Origin of the sequence: Micromonospora sp. WMMB235, assembly GCF_001855515.1 — a bacterium.
Lineage (GTDB): Bacteria > Actinomycetota > Actinomycetes > Mycobacteriales > Micromonosporaceae > Micromonospora > Micromonospora aurantiaca.
In genome coordinates this window covers 3973086-3985467 of record NZ_MDRX01000001.1, presented here as the reverse complement: position 1 = coordinate 3985467, position 12382 = coordinate 3973086, and the positions used below count along the sequence as shown (strand labels likewise).

Annotated in this window: 10 protein-coding genes; 7 read left to right on the top strand and 3 right to left on the bottom strand. The window is 71.8% G+C overall.

The window, feature by feature from the left end; translation table 11 throughout:
• The first annotated feature begins 35 nt into the window (after positions 1-35).
• The 6 genes from BFV98_RS17235 (at position 36) to topA (ending at position 7815) form a co-directional block, all read left to right on the top strand.
• Positions 36-386: an STAS domain-containing protein gene (locus BFV98_RS17235; protein WP_013283649.1), complete on the top strand. Its 351-nt coding sequence runs from the start codon at positions 36-38 to the stop codon at positions 384-386.
• On the top strand, positions 386-823 hold the full coding sequence (locus BFV98_RS17230; RefSeq protein WP_013283650.1) for an ATP-binding protein: 438 nt from the start codon (positions 386-388) through the stop codon (positions 821-823). Before BFV98_RS17235 ends, BFV98_RS17230 begins: the two co-directional genes overlap by 1 nt.
• A 321-nt stretch (positions 824-1144) precedes the next feature.
• The gene (locus BFV98_RS17225; RefSeq protein WP_013283651.1) at positions 1145-3493 is read left to right on the top strand and encodes a sodium-translocating pyrophosphatase; all 2349 of its coding nucleotides are present in this window, start codon (positions 1145-1147) and stop codon (positions 3491-3493) included.
• A 101-nt stretch (positions 3494-3594) separates the two neighbouring features.
• Entirely contained in the window at positions 3595-4137 is a 543-nt protein-coding gene (locus BFV98_RS17220; RefSeq protein WP_013283652.1) for a hypothetical protein, read from the top strand.
• On the top strand, positions 4128-4736 hold the full coding sequence (locus BFV98_RS17215) for a hypothetical protein (protein WP_071097076.1): 609 nt from the start codon (positions 4128-4130) through the stop codon (positions 4734-4736). The genes BFV98_RS17220 and BFV98_RS17215 overlap by 10 nt, the downstream gene beginning before the upstream one ends.
• Positions 4737-5004: 268 nt before the next feature.
• Positions 5005-7815, top strand: coding sequence for a type I DNA topoisomerase (topA, locus tag BFV98_RS17210; RefSeq protein WP_013283654.1), 2811 nt, complete (start codon positions 5005-5007; stop codon positions 7813-7815).
• A gap of 46 nt (positions 7816-7861) precedes the next feature.
• Here topA and BFV98_RS17205 read toward each other — a convergent pair whose 3' ends face one another.
• Together BFV98_RS17205 and BFV98_RS17200 are read right to left on the bottom strand one after the other, a co-directional pair.
• On the bottom strand, positions 7862-8782 hold the full coding sequence (locus tag BFV98_RS17205; protein ID WP_030274445.1) for a DUF559 domain-containing protein: 921 nt from the start codon (positions 8780-8782) through the stop codon (positions 7862-7864).
• A gap of 111 nt (positions 8783-8893) precedes the next feature.
• Positions 8894-10210, bottom strand: coding sequence for a D-arabinono-1,4-lactone oxidase (locus tag BFV98_RS17200; RefSeq protein WP_041798765.1), 1317 nt, complete (start codon positions 10208-10210; stop codon positions 8894-8896).
• A gap of 219 nt (positions 10211-10429) precedes the next feature.
• On the opposite strand from BFV98_RS17200, the gene BFV98_RS17195 reads away from it, so the two are divergent.
• Positions 10430-11005: a TetR family transcriptional regulator gene (locus tag BFV98_RS17195; protein ID WP_030274442.1), complete on the top strand. Its 576-nt coding sequence runs from the start codon at positions 10430-10432 to the stop codon at positions 11003-11005.
• Positions 11006-11084: 79 nt separating this feature from the next.
• On the opposite strand, the gene BFV98_RS17190 is transcribed toward BFV98_RS17195, so the two are convergent.
• Entirely contained in the window at positions 11085-12293 is a 1209-nt protein-coding gene (locus tag BFV98_RS17190; RefSeq protein WP_071097074.1) for an amino acid deaminase/aldolase, read from the bottom strand.
• Positions 12294-12382: the final 89 nt, after the last annotated feature.

Genomic DNA, 12382 nt, shown 5'->3' with positions numbered 1-12382 from the left:
TTAGATGCCCAGGAGAGTTTACCGAGGAGGGACCGATGGAGCTGTCGCTGGCGACCCGCGCCGTGGGGGAGCACACGGTGCTCGAGGTCGGTGGTGAGGTGGATGTCTACACCGCCCCCCGCCTGCGGGAAAGGCTCCTGGAGTTGATCGACGGCGGGGCCCGCCACGTGGTGGTCGACCTCGGCCGGGTGGACTTCCTCGACTCGACCGGTCTGGGTGTGCTCGTGGGCGCGCTCAAGCGGCTGCGCTCGGCCGGTGGCTCCTTCGCGCTGGTCTGCGACAAGGAGCCGCTGCTCAAGATCTTCCGGATCACCGCCCTGGACCAGGTCTTCCCGCTGCATCCGACGGTCGACGCGGCCATCGCCGCCGACTCCACCGGCGCGTGATGGCGACCGTCAAGCTGTCCTTCTCTCCGGCCCCGGTGCACGTGCGCACCGCCCGCCTGGTCGGCGTCGCGGTGGCCCGGCGGGCCGGCGTACGCGAGGACCTGCTGGACGAGGTGCGCCTTGCCATCGGTGAAGCGTGCACCCGGGCGGTCGCGCTGCACCGGCAGTACGGCCTGGCCGACCCGGTGTACGTGGAGATGTCCGACGGCGGCGGCTACACGGTCCGGGTGGTGGACCGGGCCCCGATCGAGGCGGGCCTCGGCCTGGCCGCGCTCGGCCCGGACGAGCTGGCCAAGGAGTCGCTCAGCGAGGACGCGCTCACCACCGGGGTGGGCTTCGCGCTGCTCGCCGGTTTCGTGGAGGATCTCCAGGTCCGTCCGGTCGACGACGGCGTCGGCACCGAGGTACGGATGTCCTGGCCGGCCGGCCGCGCCTGACCCGAAACGCACACGCAGGCCGCGCTCCCCGAAAGGGGAGCGCGGCCTCGTCGTATTGGCCGCGCCATATATCAGATTTCTTCGCATAACACAGTTACGAAGATCATCGAGACACGGTGCCCCCTCGGTGTGACCTCCGCCACGCCAGAGGGCTACAGTACGCGGGTTGTCAGCAAGTGATCCCGTCCCGTAGCCAGCGGGAACGGGAGTTCATCGCTGGTCCGCCGGAGTGGGTCGGCGCGCGCTTGCGAGTCCGCATCCAGGCGTCGGCCCGTGCGTCTCCACAGGTCGGCGCGAGTTGTTCGGTACAGGAGGACATAGATGTCCGGGACCTTGGCCGCCGACGGCGGCGCACTGTCCCTTACCGGAGCCAACGTGACGTACGTCGTCATCGCCGCGGTCATCGCGCTGGTGGCGCTCGTCTTCGCGGCCGCCCTCACCAGGGCGGTCCTGGCAGCCGGTAAGGGAACCACCAACATGCAGGAGATCTCCGGCGCGGTGCAGGAGGGCGCGTCGGCGTACCTGCTGCGGCAGTTCCGCACGCTGGCGATCTTCGTGGTGATCGCCGTCGTGCTGCTCTTCCTGCTGCCGGTGCACGACACCGACGGCAACGAAACGCTCGTGAAGGCCGGCCGCTCGGCGTTCTTCGTGGTGGGTGCGCTGTTCAGCGCGTTCATCGGCGGCGCCGGCATGTGGCTGGCCACCCGCGCCAACCTGCGGGTGGCAGCGGCCGCGCGGGAGCGGGAAGGTGGCCGCGAGGCCGCCATGAAGATCGCCTTCCGCACCGGCGGCGTGGTCGGCTTCCTCACCGTCGGCCTCGGCCTGTTCGGTGCGGCGCTGGTCGTGCTGATCTTCCGGGGTGACGCCCCGACCGTGCTGGAGGGCTTCGGCTTCGGCGCCGCGCTGCTCGCCATGTTCATGCGGGTCGGCGGCGGCATCTTCACCAAGGCCGCCGACGTCGGCGCCGACCTGGTCGGCAAGGTCGAGCAGGGCATCCCGGAGGACGACCCGCGCAACGCCGCCACCATCGCCGACAACGTGGGCGACAACGTCGGCGACTGCGCCGGCATGGCCGCCGACCTGTTCGAGTCGTACGCGGTCACGCTCGTCGCGGCGCTGATCCTCGGCCGGGCCGCGTTCGGCGAGACCGGCCTGGTCTTCCCGCTGATCATCTCCACCATCGGCGTGCTGGTCGCGATCGTCGGCGTCTTCATCACCCGGCTGCGCGCCAGCGACCGCAACGGCCTGACCGCGATCAACCGGGCCTTCTACCTGTCCGCGCTGATCGCCGCGGTGCTCGTCGCGATCGCCGCGTTCGCGTACCTGCCGGCCACGTTCGCCGAGCTGGAGGGCGGGCTGACCGACGTCGACCGCAACCCGCGGCTGGTCGCCATCGGCGCGGTCGTGATCGGTATCGTGCTGGCCGCCGCGATCCAGGCGCTGACCGGCTACTTCACCGAGACCAACCGGCGTCCGGTGCAGGACATCGGCAAGAGCTCGCAGACCGGCCCGGCCACCGTCATCCTCGCCGGCATCAGCGTCGGCCTGGAGTCGGCCGTCTACTCGGCGCTGCTGATCGGCGCCGGCGTCTTCGGCGCGTTCCTGCTCGGCGGCAGCTCGATCACGCTGTCGCTGTTCGCGGTCGCGCTGGCCGGCACCGGCCTGCTCACCACCGTCGGCGTCATCGTCGCGATGGACACGTTCGGCCCGATCTCCGACAACGCGCAGGGCGTGGCCGAGATGTCCGGCGACATCGACGAGCACGGCGCGCGGACGCTCACCGAGCTGGACGCCGTCGGCAACACCACCAAGGCGATCACCAAGGGCATCGCGATCGCCACCGCGGTACTGGCCGCCACCGCGCTGTTCGGCTCATACACCGACACGCTGCGCTCGGCGTACGAGGACGCGGGCGTGGGCGACGTCGGCACCGAGATCCTCAACTCGCTCAACGTGTCCAACCCGCGCAACCTGGTCGGCCTGATCATCGGCGCGGCGGTGGTCTTCCTCTTCTCCGGCCTGGCCATCAACGCGGTCTCCCGCTCGGCCGGCGCCGTGGTGATGGAGGTACGCCGCCAGTTCCGCGAGCTGCCCGGCATCATGGACCGCACCCAGCGGCCCGAGTACGGCAAGGTCGTGGACATCTGCACCCGAGACGCGCAGCGCGAGCTGATGACCCCCGGCCTGCTGGCCATCCTGGCCCCGATCGCTGTCGGCTTCGGCCTCGGCCCGGGCGCGCTGGCCGCGTACCTGGCCGGCGCGATCGGCGCGGGCACGCTGATGGCGGTGTTCCTGGCCAACTCCGGTGGCGCCTGGGACAACGCCAAGAAGCTGGTGGAGGACGGCGCGTACGGCGGCAAGGGCTCCGACGCGCACTCCGCCACCGTCATCGGCGACACCGTCGGTGACCCGTTCAAGGACACCGCCGGCCCGGCGATCAACCCGCTGATCAAGGTGATGAACCTGGTCTCGCTGCTGATCGCCCCGGCCGTGGTGGCCTGGAGCGTGGGCGACGACAAGAACCCGGCGCTGCGCATCACGATCGCCGTGGTGGCCGCGCTGATCATCGCGGCCGCAGTGGTGTTCAGCAAGCGCAAGGGTGTGGCGATGACCGACGAGGACAGCGGGGCCGGCACCCCGGACCAGCGTCCGGAGACGGTGAACGCCTGATCGCACGCGACGGTTCCCGGCCGGCCCCGGCCGGCCGGGAACCCCGTGCCCGGCAAACCTGACCGGTGGCGGTTCCGTCCGGAGGTCGTACGCTGCATCGCATGCGTACGCGCCGGGCGGCAACCGCCGGAAAGCTCACGGTGGTCCTGGCCACGCTGGTCCTCGTGGTCGCCGGGTGCGGTGGCGGTCCCAACCCCCGGGTCTGGGCCGCGTCGGTGTGCCAGGCGCTCACCCCGTGGCGCGCGGAGATCTCCAAGCTGACCAGCAGCACGCAGCAGCAGATGACCGCGCAGACCACCCCGGCGCAGGCCAAGGAGAACCTGGTCCGGCTCTTCGCCGGTGCCGAGCAGGCCAGTGAGACGGCCCGGCGCAAGGTCGAGGAGGCGGGCGTGCCCGAGGCCGAGCGCGGCGCCGAGGTGTCCGCCGGGTTCCTGGGGTCGCTGAGCAAGATGCGTGACGCGTACGGCCGGGCCCGGTCCGCCATCGACCGGCTCGACACCGCCCAGGCCGGTCCGTTCTACGACGGCGTGCGCGCCGCCGTGGACACGCTCAACAAGGAGTACGACGCGAGCGCGCTGGACACCAGCAAACTCAACTCGACCGAGCTGAAAGAGGCCTTCGACGAGGTCCCGGAGTGTCGCTGACCCCTCCCACCCCGAAACCGGCCCGCCAGCCCTCGCTGTTCTCCACCGAGGCGGCCGATCCCGCGCTGGCGGACCTCGCCGGCCTGCTCGCCGGGCCGGGTGAGGTGGGGCGGATGGGCGGCACGGCCCGGATCTCCGTGGTGGTCGACGCCGCCTGGCGGGTGCACGTGCTGGTGGCCGAGCTGGGCGCCCGGGGTGTGCCGGCGAGCTGGGAGCCGACCGAGGACGGGCGGCACCGGGTGCGCACCGCGTACACGAGCATGCTGGCGCCGCTCGCGCGGGCCTGGCTGCGCGGCCCGGTGAAGCGGCCACCGGCCCGTTTCCACCTGGACGGGCGGCGGCTGCGGCTCTGGGCGGCCGCCGCCGGCACGGCCGAGCCGGCCGGATTCCGGCTGCGGCTCGGACCGGCCGACGAGCCGTCCTGGCCGGTGGTCCGCGCCGCGCTGGCGGCGGTCGGCCTGCCGGCCGCGTTCGTGGAGCCGGACGAGGGCGGGCCCGCGTTCCGGATCGGCGGGCGGCGGATGTCGCGGCTCGCCGAGCTGGTGGGGGAACGGCCGGCGACGGCGCCGGTGGCGGACTGGCCGGGCTCCCGGGGCTGACCGCCGCTGTCCGAAGCCGGACACCCGGGGAGGGCTCCGCCGGGGGTACGCGATCGTCACAGTGACCCGCCTGTCGCCCTACCCACGGTGTACCGTGACGCCGTCCGGCAGGGTGCGGCCGGCGGTCGCCGGGAGGGCGGCCCGTTTGCCGCCCACGAAACCCGGAACGCGGACGGCGCGTTACGTTGGACATCCGGACCGCCTGTGGTCCGGGTGGCGCAACACGGCCCGAAGCGGGCATGGCGTAGGAGTGAGGTCGGGGAGAGACGTGCCGAGCAACGCTGGAACCACCCGTCTGGTCATCGTCGAGTCACCGGCGAAGGCCAAGACGATCTCGGGCTACCTCGGCCCGGGGTACGTCGTGGAGGCCAGCTTCGGCCACGTCCGGGACCTGCCCCGCAACGCCGCCGACGTCCCGGCGAAGTACAAGGGTGAGCCCTGGGCGCGCCTCGGCGTCGACGTCGACAACGGCTTCCACGCCCTCTACGTTGTGTCGCCCGACCGTAAGCAGCAGATCAGCAAGCTGGTGAAGCTGGCCAAGGAGGTCGACGAGATCTTCCTGGCGACGGATGAGGACCGCGAGGGCGAGGCCATCGCCTGGCACCTGGTGGAGACGCTCAAGCCCAAGGTGCCGGTCAAGCGGATGGTCTTCCACGAGATCACCAAGCCGGCCATCCAGGCCGCCGTGGCGAACCCCCGGGAGATCGACCGCGACCTGGTCGACGCCCAGGAGGCGCGGCGCATCCTCGACCGCCTCTACGGCTACGAGGTCTCGCCCGTGCTGTGGAAGAAGGTCATGCCGAAGCTGTCGGCGGGCCGGGTGCAGTCGGTGGCGACGCGGATCGTGGTCGAGCGGGAGCGCCAGCGGATGGCGTTCCGCACCGCCGAGTACTGGGACATCCTGGCCACGCTCGCCGTGGCGAAGCCGGGCGAGGGCCCGCGGACGTTCAACGCCACGCTCGTCGCGCTCAACGGTGACCGGATCGCCACCGGCAAGGACTTCGAGCCGACCACGGGTCGCGTTCGCGCCGGTGCGGGTGTCGTCCACCTCGACGAGGGCGGGGCCCGAGGGCTGGCGGCCCGCCTGGCCGACCAGCCGTTCACCGTCACCCGGGTCGAGGAGAAGCCCTACCGCCGCCGCCCGTACGCGCCGTTCATCACCTCCACGCTCCAGCAGGAGGCGGCCCGCAAGATGCGGTTCTCGTCGCAGCAGACGATGCGCACCGCGCAGCGCCTGTACGAGAACGGCTACATCACCTACATGCGTACCGACTCGGTGAACCTGTCCGAGACGGCCATCACGGCGGCCCGCCGGCAGATCGTCGAGCTGTACGGCGAGCGCAGCGTGCCGCCGGAGCCGCGCCGCTACACCGGCAAGGTGAAGAACGCCCAGGAGGCGCACGAGGCGATCCGCCCCGCCGGCGACAACTTCCGCACCCCGGGCGAGGTGGCCAAGGAGCTGTCCGCCGAGGAGTTCAAGCTCTACGAGCTGATCTGGCGGCGCACCATCGCCTCGCAGATGACCGACGCGGTCGGCTCCAGCGTGTCGGTGCGCATCCGCGCCGTCTCCTCCGCCCAGGAGGAGGCCGACTTCGGCGCGACCGGCAAGACCATCACCGACCCGGGCTTCCTGCGCGCGTACGTCGAGTCGAGCGACGACGAGAACGCCGAGGCCGAGGACGCCGAGCGGCGGCTGCCCACGCTGGTCAAGGACCAGCCGCTGACCGCCGACGAGCTGGCCGCGCAGGGCCACCACACCCAGCCGCCCGCCCGCTACACCGAGGCGTCGCTGGTCAAGGCCCTCGAAGAGCTGGGCATCGGCCGGCCCTCCACGTACGCGTCGATCATGCAGACGATCCAGGACCGCGGGTACGTGGTGAAGCGCGGCCAGGCCATGATCCCGTCGTTCCTGGCGTTCGCGGTGATCGGGCTGATGGAGCGGCACTACCCGCGACTGATCGACTACGACTTCACCGCCAGCATGGAGAACGAGCTGGACGAGATCGCCGGTGGTGACCACGCCGCCGTCGACTTCCTCACCTCCTTCTACTTCGGCAGCACCAACGGCACCGGCGACCAGGCCATCGCCCACGCGGGCGGGCTCAAGAAGCTGGTCACGGAGAACCTCAGCGAGATCGACGCGCGCAGCGTCAACTCCATCCCGCTGTTCACCGACGACGAGGGCCGCGAGGTCGTCGTCCGGGTCGGCCGGTACGGGCCGTACCTCCAGCGGGCGCTGCCCGGCGAGCAGCAGGCGCCGACGCCGGCGGCCTCGGGTGAGGGCGAGGAGAGCGGCTCGCAGGGCGACCGGGCACCGATCCCGGAGGGCCTGGCGCCGGACGAGCTGACCCCGGAGAAGGTGCACGAGCTGTTCCTCGGCGGCGGCGGTGAGCGCAAGCTCGGCGACGACCCGTCGACCGGCGAGCCGATCGTGCTCAAGTCCGGCCGGTTCGGCCCGTACGTGGCCAGCGGCGAGCGCAAGTCGTCGCTGCTGCGCTCGCAGACGCCGGACAGCCTGACCCTGGAGCAGGCGTTGCAGCTGCTGCGCCTGCCCCGGCTGATCGGCGTGGCCCCGGACGGCGTCGAGGTGTTCGCCAACAACGGCCGCTACGGCCCGTACGTCAAGCGCGGTGACGAGTTCCGCTCGCTGGACTCGGAAGACAAGATGTTCACAGTCACGCTGGACGAGGCGCTGGCGTTGCTCGCCGCCCCGAAGACGCGTCAGCGCCGGGCCGCCGCGCCGCCGCTGCGGGAGATGGGCAACGACCCGCTCACCGAGAAGCCGCTGGTGATCAAGGACGGGCGCTTCGGGCCGTACGTGACCGACGGCGAGTTCAACGCGTCGCTGCGGCGCGGGCAGACGCCGGAGGAGCTGACGCTGGAGCAGGCGTCGGAGATGCTGGCCGAGAAGCGCGCGAAGGGCCCGGCGCCGAAGAAGAAGGCCGCGAAGAAGGCCGCCCCGGCGAAGAAGACGACGGCGGCGAAGAAGACCACGGCGGCCAAGAAGACCACGGCCGCCAAGAAGGCTCCCGCGAAGAAGGCCGCCCCCAAGAAGGCGACCTCAACCCCGAACGAGTGATCTTGGTACGGAAACGCCCTTCCAGGGGCGGGGCCGTACCAAGATCTCAGCCGGGCCAGCCTGCGGATCGCAGGGCGGCACGCAACTGGGTCACGACGCGGGTGGGGTCGTTGCGGACCGCCCAGGCGGGGAAGCGGAGCACCCGGTCACCGGTGGCCCAGACGTCGTTCTGCCGCTGCATGTCCGCCCAGGCGGTCCTCGGGTCGAGGTGCTGCCCGCCGTCGATCTCGACGTGCACACGCCACCGCTCGAACCAGACGTCCAGGTAGCGCCGCCGCCCGGTGGCGTCCCGCCGCACGACCTGGAGGGACGGTTCGGGCAGCCCGGCCCGACGGACGAGATCGAGGAAGTCGAGTTCGGCGAGGGAGTGGGCTCCGCCCGCCGCGTCCGTGGCGGTTGCCAGGATCAGGCGACGGCGGCGCGCCCGGGGAAGCCGTTCCAGCACCCGGTGCAGGTCGTCGCCCCAGACCAGGCGTTGCTGGAAGCCCGCCGCGATGACGGCCCGTGCCTCCTCGTCCGTCGCCGCCCACTGCGCCGCGTCGACGAGCGAGCGGGCCGGCATGGTCCGGCGGGGCCGGCCGACGGTGAGCACGTCCTCCGGCGGAAGTGCGGTGGTGCGATGGATCCGCACAGCCGGTGGCAGGGTTCGCGTCTGATGCCGGGCCGGCAGCAGCAGATGCACCAGCCGGCTCTCGTAGCGCCGTAGGCCCCATGCCTGAGCCGCGGTGAGTCCACCCAGCGTCGCTGCCGGTCCCGCCGCGAGCACCGCCACCCAACGCCACTCTTTCGGACCCACCGGCCCGTTGTGGGTGACGTAGACGCGCCGGTGCGCCTGCCGCCAGCGCCCGCTGCCCAGCCGGTGCCGGATCGCCTTCTCGGACAGGAACCGTCGAGCCTGCGTCGCTTCGAGCACCCGTTCCTGATGGAACAGCAACCAGCTCAACTCGTCGGCGTCATCCCCCGGCATCTCCACACATGAATCCCACCCGCTGTCCCGTCGTCCCTGCTGCCCCTGTGGACAGCCGTCGAGATCTTGGTACGGAAACGCCCCTCAAGGGGCGTCCTCGTACCAAGATCCTCAAGCGCCCAGGACCTGGGTCAAGTAGGGGTTCTGGAAAAGGTTGTGGGGGTCGAGGCGGGCGCGGACGGACTGGAAGTCGGCGAATCTCGGGTAGGCGCTCGCGAGGGACTCGGCGGTGCGCCAGTGCAGCTTGCCCCAGTGCGGCCGGCCGCCCAACTCGGTCGCCACCTGCTCGAACGCGCGGAAGTACGGCTCGTACGGCATGCCCACGTACTGGTGCACGGCGATGTACGCCGAGTCCCGCCCGTACGAGTGGGACAGCCAGATGTCGTCGGCGGCGGTGAACCGCACCTCGACCGGGAACAGCACCTTGAACGGCAGCCGGTCCACGATCCGGCGCAGCTCGGCCAGCGCGGTGGGCAGCGCCTCGCGTGGCAGGCCGTACTCCATCTCCACGAAGCGGACCCGGCGCGGTGTGCAGAACACCCGGTCGGAGCGGCCGGTGTAGGTGCGTTCGGTGAGCGCGCGGGCGGAGACGGCGCTGATCCGGGGTGCGAGGGCGGGTACGGCGCGGCCGAGGCGGCAGGCGCCGGCGAAGACGGTGTTGGAGAGGAACTCGTCGTCCAGCCAGCCGCGCCAGCGTGGCAGCGGCCGGTCGTCGGCGGGTACCCGGTCGTTTGTCTTGACCTGCACCCGGTCGGTGTACGGGAACCAGTAGAACTCGGCGTGGTCGTGCGCGTCGTACAGGCCGGGCAGGTCGTCGAGTACCTCGGCGAGCGGGGCCGGGCGTTCGTGCGCGCGCAGCACGAAGGCGTCCACGCAGCGCAGCGTGACCTCGACCAGCACGCCGACCGCGCCGAGCCCGACCCGGGCGGCGTCGAATACGTCGCGGTTCTCCTCGGCCGAGCAGCGCAGCACCTCGCCGGTGCCGGTGACGAGCGTCAGCCCGACCACGAAGGTGGACAGGCAGCCCAGTTTCGCCCCGGTGCCGTGGGTGCCTGTCGACAGCGCACCGGCGATGGTCTGGGCGTCGATGTCGCCCAGGTTCGGCATGGCGAGGCCGTGCCCGGCGAGCAGTTCGTTGAGCGTGTGCAACGTCATCCCGGCCGGTACGGTGACCAGGCGGCGCGCCACATCGACTGTGACGTCCGTCTCCAGCGCGGCGAGGTCGATCCGGTGCCCGTCGGCGACGGCGGTGGCGGTGAAGGAGTGGCCGCTGCCGGTGGCCCGGACGGTCCGGCCCGCCGCGGCGGCCTGGCGCACCGCCTCGGCCACGTCGGAGACGCTATGCGGGCGCACGGTGAGGAGCGCGGTGCTGTGCTGGTTGCCGGCCCAGTTGGACCAGGTGGCGGTGGTACCGGTCATCGCGGCCACTCCTCGACATGAATATGAACTGAATTCATATCAGGAACGTTGTGCCTGGTAAATACCGCAATCGAGCCCGGCTCGTTGTACCGGTAGTCACAGACTCGTGACGTGCAGATATGTTCATCCGTCGAAGGGGGGTGGCGCCGAGTGTCCACACCAGCCGCCACGACCGGGCCGCTGCGTCGGGTACCGGTGCAGGGTCGAAGTGTCGCGCGGGTCCAGCGGATGCTGGACGCCTGCGCCGAGCTCGTCGACGAGGTGGGGTACGAAGGGCTGACCACGACCCTGCTCGCCGAGCGTGCCGAGGTGGCGATCGGGTCGGTCTACCAGTTCTTTCCGGACAAACGGGCGATCGTGCAGGCGCTGACCCTGCGCACCATGGAGTCCTACCTCCAGCGGCTCGACGAGCGGTTCTCCTCGGACGACCTGACCCACTGGTGGGACGGCGTCGACGCGGCGATCGACGAGTACATCTCGATGCACCGCACCGTTCCCGGCTTCCGTACCCTGCACTTCGGCGACGTGGTCGACCTGCACCTGCTGGACGACCAGCGGGACAACAACGGAGTCATCGCGGAGCAGCTCGCCCGCGTACTCACCGAGCGTTTCGGCCTGGCCGGGGTGCCCGACCTGCGGTTCCACCTGGAGGTCGCGGTGGAGGCCGCTGATGCCCTGATCAAGCTGGCCTTCCGTCGCCGCACCGACGGCGACGAGCGGGTGCTGGTCGAGGCGAAGGCGCTCATCCGGGAGTACCTGCACCGGCAGGTGAACGCCCCCACGGAGGCCGTCCACCAGGGTTGAGCGGCACGTTGAACGGCGGGTTCTGAGAGTGCGCCGGGGCCCGCCGTCGTCACGCGGTGGGGCAGAGCCGCGGGGCGGCTCAGAGGAAGGCGTGCCCCTCGCCCCGGTAGGTCGGCACGGTGGCGACCACCGCGTCGCCCTCGACCAGGTGCACCTCGTTGACGTGCTCGCACAGCTCGCCCGCCTTGGCGTGGCGGAACCACACCCGGTCGCCGACGCGCAGGCCGTCGGCGGCCTTTCCGGCCAGCGGGGTCTGCACCTCGCCGGCGCCCTCCGCGCCGAGCAGCTTCAACCCGTCCGGCAGCCACGGCCGCGGCAGCCGACTGTCCGCCGCCGGGCCGGAGGCGATCCAGCCGCCGCCGAGCACCGTCGCCAGCCCGGGCGCCGGGCGGCGGACCACCGCGCAGGCGAAGAACGCCGCCGGGGTCGGCTGCCAGGCACGGTACGCGTCGAACAGCGTCGGCCCGTACAGGCCGGAGCCCGCGGTGACCTCGGTGACGGCGGGGTCCGCGCTGGTGGCGGCCACGCTGCCGGTGCCGCCGCCGTTGACGAACTCCAGGTCGGCGTGCTCGCGTACCGCACCGACCGCGGCCGAGCGGCGTGCCAGCAGTTCCCGGTACGAGCCGCGCTGCGCGACCCGGATCGCCGAGCCGAGCATCGCCTGTCCGGGCGGCGCGTCGCCGAGGCCGGCGATCTGTGCCTCGTACGACATCAGGCCGACCAGACGGAAGCCCGGCCGCCCGGCGACGGCGGCGGCGAGCGCGCCGGCCGCCGTGGCGCTGTGCACCGGGGAGCGGCGCACGCCGACGTGCACCCGGCCGCCCAGCGGGCGCCAGGAGGCGTCCAGGTCGAGGCAGATCCGCAGCGCGGGGCGGCGTGCGGGCGGGCACACCCGGTCGATCAGGTCGAGCTGTGCGGTGTCGTCGATCATCAAGGTCACCGCGTCGGCGAGCGCCGGGTCGGCGGCCAGTTCGGCGAGGCCGCCCCGGTGGGCCGTCGGGTACGCCACGAGCACGTCGTCGCTGACCCCGGAGCGGACCAGCCACAGCGCCTCGGGCAGCGTGAAGGCCATCACGCCGTGCCATCCGGGCCGCTTGAGCGCCCGGGTCAGCAGCTCGCGGACGCGTACCGACTTGCTCGCCACGCGCAGCGGCTTGCCGCCGGACCGGCCGGCGAGCGCCTCGGCGTTGGCGTCGAACGCGGTGAGGTCGACCACCGCGTACGGCGGGTCGAGGTGAGCGGTCGCCCGGTCGAGACGATCGCGAGTTTTGTCACGGTCGATGGCCACGTCTGCACGCTAACTGTCTGGACGGCAATGCGAAATACCCTCGCGTCTGTCCGGGCTGCGGGCGGTGGTCCCGGCGGCCTAGGCTCGGC